The sequence below is a fragment of the Bacillota bacterium genome, assembly GCA_013178415.1.
In the GTDB taxonomy this organism is placed as follows: domain Bacteria; phylum Bacillota; class SHA-98; order Ch115; family Ch115; genus Ch115.
In genome coordinates this window covers 42,980-59,544 of the sequence record JABLXA010000014.1, presented here as the reverse complement: position 1 = coordinate 59,544, position 16,565 = coordinate 42,980, and the positions used below count along the sequence as shown (strand labels likewise).

Below are 16,565 nucleotides of genomic sequence, written 5' to 3'. Positions count from 1 at the left end.
AACTCCGACGCTTCTCCAGGCAAGGCTGCCATGTTGTTACAGATGGTCCGGCAACCGCGTAATGCCTGGTGCTTGCCGGATCTGGAAAATGCGCCAAATGGTGCGATCGATCAAGTCCCCCCGAATCCTGCTTTCAATGCCCAAAAAGAGACTTCTATCGTGCGAAATGTCCTGTCAGCGGCAAGTGGAAAGCCATCCCCATTTGTGACCACCGCTACATATGCCTTCGCGCCCAACCTCACTGCATCATGATGGGCTCCGCCTGCGGCAAGAGTCTCATCATCACAATGAGGGGCGATGATCAAGAGCCTGTCATGGGGAGAGATATCGATTGAGGCGGTTTTGACGGCAGCAATGGGCGGTAGGGAGTCGCGGTCATACCCAGCCGGACCTGGATATGTCAGCAGCATCCGCCAGATATGAGAGATATCTCATATAACACCTCATGAAGCGCCGCGATCCTCTCATCTATGCCTATCGCTGCCTGCTGAGGCCGGTCTGATCCGAGACGTTTCCTGCCGCTCTCCTGACGGGCGCCATGCTTGAGACTGGGATCTCTCCCCGGCGAAGATGATGCCCTGGCTTTCCGCGACATAGATACCCCGTCCGCCGGCGCCCCTGGACGAGAAGCGCGGAATATATTGACATTGCTTCCTGCATTTGCTTTTGGCATATCTATCATCTCCTCATGAGTATCGCTGCCGTGTGGCGCGAAAAGAGAACCGCCTGAGGTCCACCCTGCAACGGCGCGTTTGTTCACTATCTCTGCCCCTGCATTGGCAAGAGGATAGCATGTCATTATTAACTTTGGGTAACATCCTGGTAACCAGAGCGTCAAATCTTAGGGGAGTATTGAGGGAAAAATAGGATGGCGCATGCGACTTCCAGGTCGAGGGTCCCGCTGCAGGTGGGAGATCCACCGGCAACGGGACTGGGAGAAGCGCCCAATTTTACGAGGTTATCCACTGGAACTACAGCAAACTGCGCATGGCCGCCATTTCGCCTCCAGATACCCGGCGCGTCCCTGTTAGCTACTCAACACGTGTAACCATTCTCGTAAGATCAAATACATGTACCTTTCCAGGATCGCCAGAACACCGAACGGTATAGGTGACTCCAGGCTCCATATTGAGGCAGTTGTCTTCCAAATCTACATCCTTTTCAGTTTCTATGAATACCCCAAAGGCGGGAACATCAGATTTCAGTCGAATGAGATTGCCATCCACCTCCAGGCTGATACTGGGCTTCTCGAGACTCAGATTACGGAACCGGTCGAATACAGCATAATTTCTATAGGATTTCCCGCTAACCTCAAGCTCCACGAATACAGCGGCGTCGAGAAGACGCCCGTTTTTTTCGACAGGCAGGGTCGTGCCGGGAAGGTCTATTGGCACAAGCCGTGGTTCATAGCCTATTCCCAGATCCTCGCAGGTATAACGGGCAAGGAGAGTAACATCATTGGCCAAAAGGCGTACGCCTAGCTCTTTCCGGCTCAGCCTGTTGCCTTTAAGATCATAAACAGTTACTCGCAGCCGGCCCTCTACATCGCGCTCTTCATCATTCACGCCCATTATGACGATGCTGTCGCCATTATGCTTAACTACTGCCAGAAAATTTGCGAAAAATCTCTTGGTATAGTAATATAGCGCCTTCTTGCGGCGATAATAGTCGAGGCAAGACCAACTCGCCACAGGCCAGCAATCATTGAGTTGCCAGTAAATAGTACCGGCTGTGGCGAATTTCCGGCTTCGCCAATGTTCCACACCGGTTCTTATGGCTTCTGCCTGGTTTAGCTGGGTAAGATACACGAAGCTCTTCAGGTCCCGAGGGAAACCGATGCGCCCCACCAGGAACCGTACAAGCCGTTCCATTCCTTCCACCATTTTATTATGGGCAAGCATAACAGGACTGAGAATATGTCTATCCTCAGGTGCAGTAAAGGATAGCACCGTTCTCCAATCTGGCATGGCCTGGAATCCAAATTCGCTCAGGAAACGTCCGGTATCATGCACATACTGCCCGTAGTCTATCCATCCAGACCAAACATTCCACGCATGCCTGTCACCCTCTGCCTCGCTATTAGGATCTTCCCCACCATATGGGCTCGAAACCCAATAAGGCCGTGATGGATCAAGCTCTGCGCAGACCCCGGGAAGAATCTGCTTATAAATATAGTTGCCAAGAAATTCGGGATCTCCAACCTTCCACCATGAATGGAATCCCCAGTTGTTTTCATTGTTGCCGCACCACAGCACTATGGACGGGTGATTGCGAAGGGCCTTGACCACAGACACAGCCTCTTTACGAGCGAGATCCCTGAACCATTCAAACTGGTCGGGATATTCGGCGCATGCATACATGAAATCGTGCCATATCATGATTCCGTAACGATCGCAAGCCTCATAAAATGCCTCATCCTCATAGATCCCGCCGCCCCAAATTCGGAGCATATTCATATTCGCATCCCTGGCGAGCCTTATATACTCATCATAATCTTCTGGGGTCAGGCGCGGGAGAAGATTATCAGCGGGTATCCAATTAGCGCCTTTGGCAAAGACCTTGACCCCATTTATCTCGAATATAAAGCTCGTGCCCTGGTCATCTTTCTGCTGCAGAAGCCTTACTGTCCGTATGCCGGAGCGAAAGCTCTTCTCATCTATCGCTCTGCCTTCTTTAAGCAGAGTTATTTTTATCTCGTAGAGGGGCTGTTCACCCACGCCATTGGGATACCAGAGCCTGGGAGAGTCAATGGAAAAGAAAGCGTCTATCCCCTCCCCGCCTCTTTCGGGCTTTACCGGAACCGTACAGGATGCCACGTTTTCTCCTTCATATGCAACCTCCACCCTGGCGGAAAGCTCTCCATCAACATGCCTCTGTACCTCCGCTCTGACACTTACAGAAGCTTTCCCGTTTTTTATCTCACGAGTGAAGAAAAATGGATGTTCGATCTTGGCATCCTCTATGAGTTCCAAGTACACAGGACGCCAGATGCCTACCTGAGCGATGCGCGGACCCCAGTCCCAACCATAGGAATACTGGGCCTTGCGCACATATGGCCGCGCGGATTCGCTGCTCGACGCAAGCCGGACAGGGCTATTCCTTTCCATAGCCTTTATTTCGTTGATGGGAGAAGCAAACCTGACCTCAATGATGTTCTTTCCGACCACCAACGTATCCGTAACGTCATATCTGTATGGTATGAACATGTCCTGCGCTCTGCCGAGATAATGCCCATTGATATAGATGTCAGCAAATGTATCCAAACCCATGAAGACCAGCTCAGCCGCATGATATTTCCCGCCCGCGAAATCAAATTCTTTCCTGTAAACCCATTCCTTATCTTCAAGCTCGTGAGCATAATGCTCATTCATCCTGTAAAATGGATCAGGAAGTTTTCCGAGGGCCATGAGATCCAGCTGTACGCATCCTGGCACTCTGCCAGCCGCCCATTTACCATCCCGGGCCTCAGATGCCTCAGCAAACTGCCACTCGCCGTTCAAAGAGATCCTGCAAATCAAATTAGCTCCCTCCTTGCTCATTTCATCAAGCGTACGCGTCCCACGGACGCCGTAGTGAGGCCGCCAAGGCCGCCGGCCGTCTTTTGGATCCCCTCAGGAGCCTCAACTCCTCCAGGCGTCGCAGGAACACGAATTCTCGACGCTGCAAACAGGTTCATAAATGCTACACAAGCTGCCGCAAGAAATACATACTCGAACCCCATTTTCTGCCATAGCAACCCACCAAGGGCAGGAACACTCATGGAAACCACATGGTCCATAGAAATGCCCATAGCAAGAGTAGGCGTAAGATCCGCCGGAGTATCAGCGATCTTATTGAGGTATGTAGTCCGCGCAATACCGACGGCCATCATGAGCTGATCTAAAACAAAACATGCGCAGGCAAGATATAGACCAATATTCATACCCCATAACCTCACCCCATCGCCCGTACAGTAGCCAAGACATATCAGGATAAGGACTACAGCCTCACCCATAAGGATCTTACGCTCGCCCAGGGAATCGACCAGTCTACCTAGTATGGGTTTGAAGAGGATTCCCAATGTGGCAGAAATGATCCACAAGAGCGCGATGGTGGAGGCCGGCTGTCCGAAGATCTTGATAAGCACCCATGGCCCGAAGGTCAAAAAAACCTGCTTTCTAGCGCCATAGAGCACGTTGAGGACGTAGAATAGGCCATATTTGCGTTTGAGAACCAGCGCCGTCGTGGAGGTGAAGCAGGAGCGGGACTGTTATCGTCACGAGAGGGCTGGATCTTCATGAGGAGAAAAGCGATTGCCGCAAGAGAAGTAGAAAGTGCCGCAAGACCGAAGATGGATCTATAGCCCACCCCAAGGAATCGGTTACCGATCATGATGAACCCCGCCCCGGCGATCACTGCCGCCGTATTGGCACCGGCAAAGTTACCAAGATATCTTCCAACTTTACCCTTTTCCGCGACACTCACGCCAATGGCCTGGCTGAGAGGCATATAGAGGTGCGTCCCGATGCTCCAGAGCATCATCCATACCACCAGCATGGAGAAACCTGAGGCGAAAAAAGCAAGTCCAGCAAGGCCGGCTGCCCACATGGCTACGGCTAATGAGGCCATTTTGGTTTCCGGCAGGAAACCCAAGAGCATAGATACAAAGACGATACTGACTCCTGGGAATTCCCTTGGAAACTCCAGCCAGCCTCGAGTGCTGGCTGACATCTTGAAGACATCATTCAGGTAATTGTTGAAGGTTGAGTCATACATCCCCCCTGTGACCCCGAGGAAAATGCCAGCTGACAAAAACAACAGCCAGTTCCTCTGCATGCTCGACATGGGTCGGGCATCACGGAAAAGAAAGGGTTGTCTCAATTCTTCCTCGCGCTCCTCTCAGGACAAGGGCTTATCAGAAAAAGGGCTTATCGGCATAAGGGCCTATCGACTATGGATTAACAATGACCTTTATCGCCTGGTCCTTCTTTGTATCTGCCAGTTCCAGCGCCTCTTTTGTCTTCTCGAGGGGAAAATGGTGAGTGACCATGGTCTTGAGACCGATCTTGCCTGCTGAAACCAAATCTATCGCCTTGCGATAGACATTCGCATACCTAAAGATTCCAAGGACGTCCAATTCCTTGCCAGATACATCCACCACGTTGTATTCAACCTGATCTTTTGCAGAGAGCCCTATCAAAACCACCTTGCCGCCCCTTCTGGCGATCCTGGTTGTCATCTGTATCGTGGGCACAGCCCCTGCAGCCTCAAAGACTACATCTGCTCCCCCCTGCCCTATGGCTTCTAGCACCTTATCCAACGCATTCGCGTCTCGAGAGTCTATTACGAAGTCTGCCCCGAGCTTCCTTGCCATGTTCAACCTGAAATCACTTATATCCAACACTGCCACGGGGCCTGCGCCATAGGCCTTTGCCGCCTGGAGGGTCACGAGGCCGATAGGTCCGGCTCCCAATATCACGGCACTAAGGCCCGGTTTGATACCCGCCCGCTCGGATGCATATATGCCTACGGCGAGGGGTTCGATCAGTGCCCCTTCATCGAAGGAGACATTATCAGGGAGCTTGAATGCAAAATCCTCAGGGAAGGCCACATATTCGACAAAGGCGCCATCAACAGGCGGAGTTGCCATAAACACGACATCTGGGCAGAGGTTGTAACGTCCCGTCTTGCAGAAAATGCACTTCCGGCATGGGATTCCGGGCTCCAGGCTCACCCTGTCGCCTATCTTTAGCGACCTCACCCCCTTGCCAGTCTCCACTATTTCGCCAGATGATTCATGCCCAAGGATGATAGGCTTCTCAACCACATATGTACCTATTCTGCCGTGCCTGTAATAGTGAATATCAGAGCCGCAGACACCAACAGACTTGATCCTCACGAGCACCTCGTCATCAGCCGGCTTTGGAACAGGAACATCTTCGATTTCAATGACGCCGACTTTTTTCAAGACCGCGGCTTTCATGGAAATCCCCCCGATGGATCATGCTATTTCACACATTGATTATGATTCCTCATTGATGATATCACGGCTCAAAGGGGGTGTCTATATGGATTCATGGGACCTGCAATCTGGGGCTTTCACACATGATGCTGCTGCTGCATATCATATGGACCGAGGGGGCATGAGAAAAACTCCCGCTCCCTCATGATGAAATCCACCTTTTCTGGTCTCTATGTAGCGCTGGGCTGATTGGCTTCGTAGATCCTTGACCCTATTCAGGCCAGGTCCCATAGACCCCGGCAAACTGATCGCAGACCGGGCGACCCGCATCCCCGGTCTAAAGTGGGTCGGGTCCTCGGGATCCAACCTGCTGATGGAGCCAGCAGCTCATGGTGGAGGTGAGCTAAATGGCAAGTTCTGGTAGTCACTGGCATTGGATTTTCATCCTTGCAGTCTTCACAATTGCAATCCTTGCTTTCTGGTGGGTATAAATGCGTTTTGACAATAACTCATAGGAAATCCGGCTTTCCTTCCCTCATTCCGGTCATGAAACGGCGGTGAGGGCAGCCCCACTAGAAATCGCCTTGAAGGCAGGGATAGGGAAATCCTATCCCTGCCATTCCTGAGAGGCTGGCCAATATATGCGACAATGGTATGCCGGATCGGCTGGCCCCTCGCGATGGAGGTGAAAGTAGATGGCAGATGAAGTAAGGACGAGTGAGGCTACTCCACTAGGGAGCAGTCCTGGTTTCTGGCCCTGGGTATTCATTCTGGCAGTATTCACCATAGCGGTACTTGCATTCTGGTGGTTCTAAGCCATTTCACACATGATAGGCAGGGACAGGGCAAACTTGTCCCTGCCTTTGTTTTTTCTCAGTCGTGTTTATTCAGATGCTCGAAAGGAGATAATACACAAACGATCAGAACATTAATTTAGCTTGGTGAGTTCCAGTGCCGGGCTGCCGCATACAAATGGTCATAACCGGGACTGTTCGTGGAACTGGCTTCCGCCCCCTGGTATACCGCCTCGCCTCTGAATATCCCCTTATTGGATGGATGGAAGATAGCGATGAAGGTATATGTGTCGTACTTGAGGGAACAGAGGAAGCCATAGCGCGGACGATCGCGAAATTCTATTCAAGTAACCCCCCCACCCTTCTAATCAAAGATGTAGAACTAAGAAGGATGGCCTCCTCGCTTTCGCGGCCTTTCGTCCATGCAGATGGCGCTTTTAAAGTCCTCAACGATCGTGGCGAGGAAGCTAATTCGCCGGCGATTACCCATTCGGGAGCAAATTCGCTGGCAAATATCCGTCCGGATCTCGGGAGACGTGTAAATGATTCAACCACCATGGCATTTCGTGGCCGCCGAAGGGTATCCACGCCGGACCGTGAATATGCCACATCACCCCTGCCAATTCTCTCTGGAAGCCAGGGGGCGACGACGCTTGGCTGGGGGGTTGATACCGGCAACTCTATTTGTATTCTTCATGAAGCAAATGCATTCTTGAGCCAGCCGGCTGGAGACATTGCAGCTCCCGAGGCCCGGGAAGAGGCTAGACGGGCGGCGCAAGAGTTCATTCGTTTGTTGCGCATAAGGCCCAATGTCATGGCATGTGATCTTGATCCTAGATGCAATTCAACCATTATAGCAAGGGAGGAGGCAAAGAAAGCGGATTATCCTCTCTTTGAAGTGCAGCACCAACATGCTCATGTAGCAGGCGCCATGGCGGAGAATGGGCTTACAGGTGAAGCCATAGGGGTGGTCTTCGATGATGCAGGTTACGGCACGGATGGAGGCATCTGGGGCGGGGAATTCCTTCTTGCCAATGCTGCGGAATTTTATCGCCTGGCTCATTTTCAATATGTTCCAATGCCAGGTGGGGGGAAAGCCATCCGTGAACCCTGGCGAATGGCCATGTCTTACCTTCGAGTGTGCGGTTTTTCCGAAAATGAGATCGATGAGATTCTATTCAAAACCGCAGCAGGCGCAGACACACCCACTCGGCATTCTGGGTACGGAGACTGGAAGATAGCATATCGAGCCTGCGAAGCAGGGATAAATTCACCACCGACATCGAGTGTTGGCAGGCTATTCGACGCAATAGCCGCAATCCTCGGGATTCGCCGAAAGATAGCCTATGATGGACAGGCGGCCCTCGAGCTTGAGAGCTACGCCGAAAGATGGAACCGGAAATCGCATGCGGTGGATAACAGCCTATCAAAGTCTATATGGAGATTCTCGATAGATACTACGGTCTTCCCATGGGTCATCAAACCGGCGCCGCTGATCAAGACGATCGCGGAGAGAGTGAGCTACAAAAGCAAATGTGCAACTATAGAAGATGAGGCCCCCAGGCTGGCATTTCAATTCCATGTAGCATTGAGCGAATTGATATTGAAAGTATGTGACCTTCTGGTAAAGGAAGGCTATCCTGATTCAATTGTGCTGAGCGGCACTATCTTCCAAAATCATCTCCTTTTTGAACTCACATGCTCGGCGTTGGAACGCAAGGGCTATAAGGTCTATTCAAATTGGAGATCACCAATCAATGATGGCGGGGTTGCTTTAGGGCAAGCGGTGATTGCCAGGGCGCTCATGAAACATTGACCAGCGGCCACAGGGTCAGGCCGGTACATGAATATCGGGCCGATATCTGAATTTCAAACCGATATCTGTCCGGGACATTCTAATGAAGCTCAAGGATTCGCCAGGTGGTGCGATCAACCATCATTCCCTGGAACCTACTTTCTATTCCAAGAAACAGGCTTCGGGGATTGCCGATAAGCCCAAGTGGAACTGCTATCTCGATTGTCTTTCCATGACTTGCAGCCTTGATCATCCTGAGATCGAGTTCTTTATGAGCCGGAGCAATAATATGAACCGGCCCTTTCTCTCTTGGCCTGAAAGTCAAGTCTATATCCCCTTCCGGCCCTTCGTGTCCACGGACATCTACCGAATGAAGATGCAGGCGATATAGAATTTCCCGGGACGCTTCGGTCCTGAGGTTCATGGCAAGATATAGTTCTGTTGCGTCTTTCCCCACCAGTATGCTCTCGAAGTCCCCCCCGCCTTCCACTTTTCTCACCAGACAATCCATCACAGGCTCCCTCATCGGCTTGATGGCAGCAGGCCAATCATCGAGCCTGCCATCAATGATGAGACCAGACGATGAAATATCAGGCACAGAGACTACCGTGGCTTCCCCGAATAACTCCGTAGCACGCGCAAAGCTCAAAAGGTAACTGGCCATAATGGACATCTGACTCTTATATGCTCTAATCGCCTCGCTTTTCGCAAGGACAGCCTCAGCGGAAAGCCGGTATACATCCCACTCAAAATCAGCATAAGCAAGAGCGTTCAATGGCAGAAGCCCTGTAGCAGGACGAAAACCTCTAGGATAAGGCCAGTTTCCCCTGTGGACCAGGTACCATAGCACATGCGGCCCGGGCCCCGGCAGCATTCCCTTCTGCGCAAGGCGTTCGATAACGTAAAGGGTGAAATTGTAGGTCGCCCAATGATCGGGATGCATATCAATGGGGGAAGCAGTCAGGATGATGGTGGGTCTCACCTTCAATATTATCTCCTCAAGATCTCTACATACATCCTGGCCACAATAAGAAGTTTCGGAATGATAGCTGTTGTAATACGGGCTCTTGGTTGCTTTCGTGAACCTGGAGAGATAAGGAGTGAGCCAATTCTCATGCCACATGGGGGCAAGGCCCCTATCTGGATATCCAAGAAAGAATACATTCCCCGCGGGTACCCCCAGGATTCCAAGCGCCTCAATGGACTCCTCCTGGCGTTTGTAGCCCAGCTCTATGAATTTTCTGGAAGTGACCCGTAAGATGCGAAATTCCCTATTTGCCGCAAGAGTGAATCCATCACCATTTGTCATCAAGGCCACATAGGCTGAGGCTCCACGCCTTATGGCGTCATACAAGAATCCGCCCGCCCCCAGAGTCTCATCATCACTATGAGGCGCAATTACCAGTATCCTGTCGCCGGGAGATGGTGCTATGCTCCTGAATGTGCCAAATCTCTTCATCATCTCCTGAGCGCGAGCAGGCTCAGGAATACCCTGGCCATGGCCCCCCAAGGCCGCAAGCATGCGCAAATATAGGAACAGCAAGGCCAGCGCGGATGCCAGCGCGACCCGAAGTTGATAAGCAGTCCTACTCGATCCAGAAGATCCGACATGATATCGGGACAGCGTCATAGAGATCTCCTTTGTGCTGGCATTGTCTAATTCTATCCCCGGACCGTGATGCCGGTTATCAGGCGTTGCATTCACTATCTTCATTCATTAAAGAAGCGGGGAATGCCACGTTCATTATACAGTATTTCAACCATGTATCGGTATGAAAGTCATTCAGTTTTTCAAGGCAAGATGGTAATTCGGGAATGAATTTACGGAGGCAAAGACAGCTTCTATCCTAAGATCGCAGGGTGTATCATCGCAGTTGTGAAGTACTGGAACATATGGTAGACTATTTTCAGAGGGAGGTGCCCCGAATGCGTATCGGAAGTTCCAGCTATTCATTCAGGCGGTTTGATTACGGCGGAAAAGAAGAAACACAAGTTGCATTGGAAGACATAATCCCGCTGGCCCATGAATATGGTCTCGATGGACTCGAGTTATTGGCGGTGCAGTTTACCTCAGAGGATGACGAATATGTGATGAGGCTCAAACGTCTGGCTGCTGAGCATTCCCTGGATATTTACGCATTGTCGCTCCATAACAACTTCGTTGCGCCCGATGAAGACGCTAGAGCCGCTGAAATCAAAAAGGTCCAGAAATGGATCGCCATCGGAGCCAAATTGGGGGTACCCATCATACGTGTGTTCGGAGGACGATGGGGTACCATCAAGAGTTTCATTGATTTAATGGCGAACGATGGGAAAGAACCCCCTCTATCAGGATATTCTTACGAACAGGGGGTACAGTGGAACATAGACTGCTTGAAGGAATGTACGGAATATGCACGTCGACATGGCATCATATTGGCGATTGAAAACCACTGGGGTCTCACCTATTCGGCTCAGGGTGTGCTGGATATCATCAACGGGGTAAATAGCGACTGGTTAAAAGTCATCTTGGACTGTGGGAACTTCAGAGAGAAAATGTATGAACAACTTGAGGCACTCGCCCCCCATACAGTACTAGTTCATGCAAAAACATATTGGGGTGGGGGGATTTTCTATGATTTCGGGTTGAACCCCGACTATGTGAGAATCTTAAGAATGCTTAAGCAGCATGGCTATAAAGGTTACCTATCCATTGAATTCGAGGGTAAAGCACCCTCAAGTGAAGGTATCCCTGCAAGTATACAGCTATTGAGGCAGGCTCTTCTACTAAGCTAGTACGCAGGATTACCGGTTCTGTAAGGCACTCAGCAATTACCGCTTCCTGAGTCGCCGCCTGACAAGACAACAACTCGTAACATTGCTATTATAGATTGCCGAGTCCAAAGTTGAAAGATAACCCAGCTATGTCACCACGCGGTTGCCAGGCGCGCCGCGCACGATTAGCTCATATTTCCAAATTCGAGCTTGGTCATCTATAGCTGACAGTGTCCCGGGGAAACTCATCGCACCTCAGCCACACTAATTGAGGGGGGCCTTACCTGTATCTGTTTGGCAGAGAGGCAAGGCCCCTGCGCCTTTGCGTACTCCGATGCAGGCCGGCCCCTGGAGTTGCCCCGATTTCGTGGACATGTTGACTTTTACAATAATCGGCATCATGAAATATATCTTTAGACATGATCCGACATTTTTTTAATATATCCGATATATCTCCGGCTAGGTATACTCAAAGACAGATATGATCATGGGGAATTGATGCAGATGATGAGCGGATCTCACTAGAAGAAAAGATTCCTGATTGCATGTTCTCATTCCCAATTCTTGTAACCCCTAAAAATATTGGTGGAGACGATGGGATTCGAACCCACGACCTCCGCAATGCGAATGCGGCGCTCTCCCAACTGAGCTACGTCCCCACACAATATCTTATGACTATACTATGTCTGCAGTCGCTATCTTAACATGATCCCACCCTAGCGTCAAGGTCCGAAAAAAGACCTGCCCGCCGAGAATATCCTCATTTATCATTCATCCGACGGTGCAGCCATGGAGGACTATCCCCTGGGCCGCATAGTCGGGAACAAAATCACATCTCGAATCGATTCTGCGCCGGTCAGTAGCATGATAAGACGATCAACTCCTATGCCAAGCCCCCCGGTAGGAGGCATACCGTACTCAAGCGCTCGCAGGAAATCCTCATCGAACATATGGGCCTCTTCGTCGCCGGCCTCTCTCTCCTTGAGCTGCTGGATAAACCTGTCACGTTGATCAATAGGATCATTGAGCTCCGAAAAAGCGTTGGCGATCTCGCGCCCGGTTATTATGAGCTCAAACCTATACGCATATCGTGGGTCATCCTTTTTCCTCTTCGCCAACGGGGAGACTTCAACCGGGTAGTCGATCACGAAAGTAGGTGACACTAGCTTTGGCTCGACTAGTTCTTCATAGATCGCAAATATGACCTTTCCCCTCGGCGCCGACTCGTCTACCTCCACGCCAAGGTCACGCGCGACCTTATGAGATTCAACATCCGAGGTCACACTGTCAAAATCTACCCCAGTATGGGTGCGAATCAATTCCACCATTGGCACCCGTGGCCATGGGGGTGTAAGGTCGATTTCCTTGTCATACCCCCTCAAAAATGGTGTCCCGAGGATCTCCATGGCGACGTTGTAAATGAGCCTTTCCGTCAGATCCATCATGTCTGTATAATCTGCATACGCTTGGTAAAGCTCCAACATTGTAAACTCAGGGTTATGTCTTGTGGAGATCCCTTCATTTCTAAATACCCGGCCTATCTCATATACCTTCTCGAGCCCTCCTACTATAAGTCTTTTCAAATAGAGCTCGATGGCAATCCTAAGGTAGAGATCCATATCAAGGGCATTATGGTGGGTGATGAACGGCCTGGCGGCCGCCCCACCGGCAATTGGGTGCATGCAAGAGGTCTCAACCTCGAGAAAGCCCTGCTGGTCGAGATAATCCCTGATAGCCTTGATGATACGGCTTCTGCGGATAAACACTTCGCGGCTCTCAGGGTTTACTATAAGATCAAGGTAACGCTGACGGTACCTGAGGTCGACATCCTTGAGGCCATGCCATTTCTCGGGTAATGGCCTGAGGCACTTGGTAAGAAGAACGAAAGACTCAGCGCCGACAGTAATTTCCCCTCTTCTTGTCCGGAAAACCTTCCCACGAACCCCTACGATATCCCCGATGTCAAGAGAAATAAAAAGACCATAGCCTTCATCGCCGAGCTGGTCAAGCTTGCCATAGATCTGAATCTTTCCCCCCAGGTCAAGAAGATCCATGAATGTTGCCTTTCCATGCCCTCGGATAGCCATGATCCTGCCGGCCACGGAAACACTCTGCCCTTCAAGCTCGTCGATCCCATTTATTATCTCGCTTGAAAGATGGGTCCTTTCGAATCTCCCTCCAAAAGGATCCAGGCCCCGGGCCCGGAGGTCGTCCAGCTTTTGCCGGCGAACCTTCATGAGTTCATTCAATTCCTCTTCCGCCGACTCGGCACTTTCGCCTGGTTCGACTCGTTCATGTATAGATTCGGGATCTTTGTTCATTAGATTTGACCTCCGGCTATTTCTTAGTGGACGACCTTAAGGATTTCCAACTCCAGTTTTCCCATCGGCACCTCGACTTCAACAATCGAACCGGCCTTCCTCCCAAGGAGAGCTCTGCCTACAGGTGATTCATTTGAGATTCTCAGTCTTGCCGGATCTGCCTCTGCAGACCCTACGATTGTATATTCCTTGGCTTCTTCCCCGTCTAGGCCCCTTACGGTGACGCGAGATCCCAATGTCACTGCGTCAGATTCCCCGTTGCTTTCGTCTATCACCCTGGCATTTCTCAAAAGCTTCTCTAATTGGATGATACGCCCCTCGACGAAAGCCTGTTCATTCTTGGCATCCTCATACTCGGAGTTCTCGGATATATCGCCAAATTCCTTAGCCTCTTTTATCCTGTTCGCGACCTCGCGCCGCCGAACCGTTTTTAGATAGTCAAGCTCCTGCTCAAGGCGTTTAATTCCATCAAGCGTCAGCAAGACTTCCTTATCTCCCATGAACTCCCGCTCCTTTATATGATCTCCTCCACTCCTCGGAGACCTTGATTGCCATGTATCCGCCCGACAAGACGGGTTGACCCCCGGATCCGGGCAATGGGATAAAAAGGAGTCGGGCAACCCACCGCCGTTATAAGCGGGCCGCCAGACTTCTACAAGTATCCAGCATTTGTATTTTAATCATGCAATTATTATGTCAAACGACCCAAGCATTGTCAAGCCATACTCCAGCATAAAATCAGGCATCTGAAATCGTTTCGTTCGCTTTTTGTCCGCTGGCAAGGGTCATTTTAGAGATCTCGGCCATGCTGACAATTCCACAGGCACTCTCAACAGCAACAGGGAAGAATCCTTGCCTATCCGCCAACTGCCCTATAGTATTGACCCATCCCATGGAGACTAATCGCCCCGGTGACCGTGTAAATCTTCCCGAATCCTCCATAGACAGGATCATTGGTTCAGCTATCCATGGGGGAACGACGGGATATTTAAGGAATGTGGCCGGTTCGATTCTCAAGTTGCCAGGAATGGAAAGATAGACCTCCTTTATCAAATAAAAGGGCAAGGCCTCCATTGATCCTTGAGCAGCTGCCTCTTGATCACATATAGGATATATTATGTTCTGATTTCCGATGGAATCTCGACGGAAGTCAAATAAGACAGCCCCTGAGCTGAGATATCCTGCGAGGAAACCGAGGTCGGGCCCCGCGGAATCACCCGAAAGTATGACCACCATGGCATCATCTAAAGCATATGTCCAATCACATATCGTGACAGCTAGGCCGCTTTCATGAAGGATCCTAGACGCCGTTATCTCGAGCCTTGCCATGCTGCTTCCGGAGATCGCCAGGTACCGGATGCGCTGGGCCAGGTATCTAGCCGCAATCGCCCCGATGGGGTGGTCAGCTTCCAAGACAGCTACCTTTTCGTCGGCCAGGTCAATGCCAAGTTCAAAGCATACCATCTCAACCGCCTTGAGTCTGGCCGCGGTAGACAGGCCAAGCCCCGCCGTAACCATAATCTGGTCATCCTGAAGGACAAACTGCCCATATCTTTCCAGAAAATGATCCAATGAACCGATTCCTACGACCGTAGCACCTTCTCTTTTTGCCCAGGAAAGCGAATCATTGAGTTTTCGCCTCAATAAGGGTGAACCAAGAGTTTGTAGCTGCCGCCCGGTGGCCGCTATCTCTATTGCGACGCCCTCAGCCACATCTCCGGCGATGGACTCTACACCGGCGATACGGCCAATAGAACGGGGCGGGAGCATTGTCAGGATCGGTTCGGTCGCCCAAGGGGGAAGCCATATTCCCTTGAATGGAAATCTCTCCTTAGCGATCGCGGCAGATGGAGGATAAGTAATAAAGGCAAACCGCCCCATTTTGGACCCTCCTCCCGCCCGCTTTCCAGAAGATGGCTCCTCCCGCCACAGCCCAGCTTCAGCGCAAAATGAGATGTCTTACCTGCGTGTCTGAGTTGTTCAATGATAGCTGCGCCATTCAGCCCCCTGATCAATTGAGATGCTCAACCCGCGGCTTAAACCCTGCCTCATCCAATAGGGCAACGTAATCTTTATCAGAAAGGCTGCCGCCAGGTTTTCCAGAAAGGACCACCAAGACTGCTTCTATGACGTTTGTCGCAAACGAGCGTCCCTGAATTTCGGGAGTGCCCGTGACCAGCATCTTTACTCCCCTTTGCCTCAGGGCATCAACATCGTCACTGGTTACCGTATTGGTTATGATCATCTTTCCAGACAAATCATCGGGCATGTGTCTCTTTATGAAATGGAAATCGCCTCCGATGATCTCAGCCCATCTATATGCATTTTCATATTTGGGCCGTATTTCGTCTTGGCTTTTCCCCACTGGATAAAGATATTTGATAGGGACAAAGCTCAAAAGCGGCATGGCGATATCCGCAACGACTTCGATGGTCCTCAGAGAACGGAGCCAGATGGGTATTCCCAAAGCAAAAGCCAGATCCCCGTACATCATCTGGCAGCCTGATCGCTTCAGGGCCTCAGCCATCCCAAATCTATCGATCACGCAGACTATAAGAGCCTTCTTGCCGGAAAGCGGTATTTTGAGTTCATCACGAATATATTCAACCGCCCTGGACTCTATAATTCCCTTTAAGCGGCTTCCGTCCAAAATCGGTGTCTTCTGGGCCGCCTTCGCTATCTTGATGGCATCTCTCAAAAGATAGGTCTTGTGACCTGCAACAAAGTGAAGGTCAGTACCTCCCATCCCGAAAGCGTCGACCTTACCATCCAATTCCCTGATTATGCTTATTGCTTTCTGGATATCCCCATCAGTGCCCACACGCTCTATCTTGAATTTCTCACCCACAAGCTCGATTTCCGCCACATGGTTCCTTTTAGATGAACCCAGGCTCACACTCACTATGTGTTTCATTTTCGAAGCCTCCTCAGCCCATATATCACAAAGGGGGCCAATTCGT

The 16,565-nt window shown here is 50.8% G+C and carries 13 protein-coding genes and 1 tRNA gene; 2 read left to right on the top strand and 12 right to left on the bottom strand.

The genetic code is table 11. The features are described 5' to 3' along the window. Positions 1–110 precede the first annotated feature (110 nt). The 6 genes from HPY52_11655 to HPY52_11630 all read right to left on the bottom strand — a co-directional run bounded on the left by HPY52_11655 (position 111) and on the right by HPY52_11630 (position 5,977). Positions 111–410, bottom strand: coding sequence for a hypothetical protein (locus HPY52_11655; GenBank protein NPV80912.1), 300 nt, complete (start codon positions 408–410; stop codon positions 111–113). Beyond that, positions 401–799: a hypothetical protein gene (locus tag HPY52_11650; GenBank protein NPV80911.1), complete on the bottom strand. Its 399-nt coding sequence runs from the start codon at positions 797–799 to the stop codon at positions 401–403. The genes HPY52_11655 and HPY52_11650 overlap by 10 nt, the downstream gene beginning before the upstream one ends. Positions 800–1,031: 232 nt before the next feature. Beyond that, on the bottom strand, positions 1,032–3,518 hold the full coding sequence (locus tag HPY52_11645; protein ID NPV80910.1) for a glycoside hydrolase family 2 protein: 2,487 nt from the start codon (positions 3,516–3,518) through the stop codon (positions 1,032–1,034). A 17-nt stretch (positions 3,519–3,535) separates the two neighbouring features. Next, positions 3,536–4,144, bottom strand: coding sequence for a hypothetical protein (locus tag HPY52_11640; protein ID NPV80909.1), 609 nt, complete (start codon positions 4,142–4,144; stop codon positions 3,536–3,538). Beyond that, a complete protein-coding gene (locus HPY52_11635; GenBank protein NPV80908.1) occupies positions 4,141–4,860 on the bottom strand; it encodes a hypothetical protein in 720 nt (239 codons plus the stop codon). Before HPY52_11635 ends, HPY52_11640 begins: the two co-directional genes overlap by 4 nt. 70 nt (positions 4,861–4,930) lie before the next feature. Continuing rightward, positions 4,931–5,977: an NAD(P)-dependent alcohol dehydrogenase gene (locus HPY52_11630; GenBank protein ID NPV80907.1), complete on the bottom strand. Its 1,047-nt coding sequence runs from the start codon at positions 5,975–5,977 to the stop codon at positions 4,931–4,933. A gap of 936 nt (positions 5,978–6,913) precedes the next feature. On the opposite strand from HPY52_11630, the gene HPY52_11625 reads away from it, so the two are divergent. Further along, positions 6,914–8,551, top strand: coding sequence for a hypothetical protein (locus tag HPY52_11625; protein NPV80906.1), 1,638 nt, complete (start codon positions 6,914–6,916; stop codon positions 8,549–8,551). 79 nt (positions 8,552–8,630) lie between these two features. Here HPY52_11625 and HPY52_11620 read toward each other — a convergent pair whose 3' ends face one another. Next, complete coding sequence (locus HPY52_11620) at positions 8,631–10,244, bottom strand: PIG-L family deacetylase (GenBank protein ID NPV80905.1); 1,614 nt, start codon at positions 10,242–10,244, stop codon at positions 8,631–8,633. Between the two features lie 212 nt (positions 10,245–10,456). On the opposite strand from HPY52_11620, the gene HPY52_11615 reads away from it, so the two are divergent. Further along, positions 10,457–11,305: a sugar phosphate isomerase/epimerase gene (locus HPY52_11615; GenBank protein ID NPV80904.1), complete on the top strand. Its 849-nt coding sequence runs from the start codon at positions 10,457–10,459 to the stop codon at positions 11,303–11,305. A gap of 562 nt (positions 11,306–11,867) precedes the next feature. On the opposite strand, the gene HPY52_11610 is transcribed toward HPY52_11615, so the two are convergent. The 5 genes from HPY52_11610 to HPY52_11590 all read right to left on the bottom strand — a co-directional run bounded on the left by HPY52_11610 (position 11,868) and on the right by HPY52_11590 (position 16,519). Then, positions 11,868–11,943: transfer RNA gene (locus HPY52_11610), tRNA-Ala, on the bottom strand. A gap of 138 nt (positions 11,944–12,081) precedes the next feature. Continuing rightward, positions 12,082–13,605: a lysine--tRNA ligase gene (gene lysS, locus HPY52_11605; GenBank protein NPV80903.1), complete on the bottom strand. Its 1,524-nt coding sequence runs from the start codon at positions 13,603–13,605 to the stop codon at positions 12,082–12,084. Between the two features lie 23 nt (positions 13,606–13,628). Next, complete coding sequence (gene greA / locus HPY52_11600) at positions 13,629–14,105, bottom strand: transcription elongation factor GreA (protein NPV80902.1); 477 nt, start codon at positions 14,103–14,105, stop codon at positions 13,629–13,631. A 238-nt stretch (positions 14,106–14,343) separates the two neighbouring features. Next, entirely contained in the window at positions 14,344–15,486 is a 1,143-nt protein-coding gene (locus HPY52_11595; GenBank protein ID NPV80901.1) for a hypothetical protein, read from the bottom strand. A 130-nt stretch (positions 15,487–15,616) separates the two neighbouring features. After that, positions 15,617–16,519, bottom strand: coding sequence for a quinate 5-dehydrogenase (locus HPY52_11590; GenBank protein ID NPV80900.1), 903 nt, complete (start codon positions 16,517–16,519; stop codon positions 15,617–15,619). Positions 16,520–16,565: the final 46 nt, after the last annotated feature.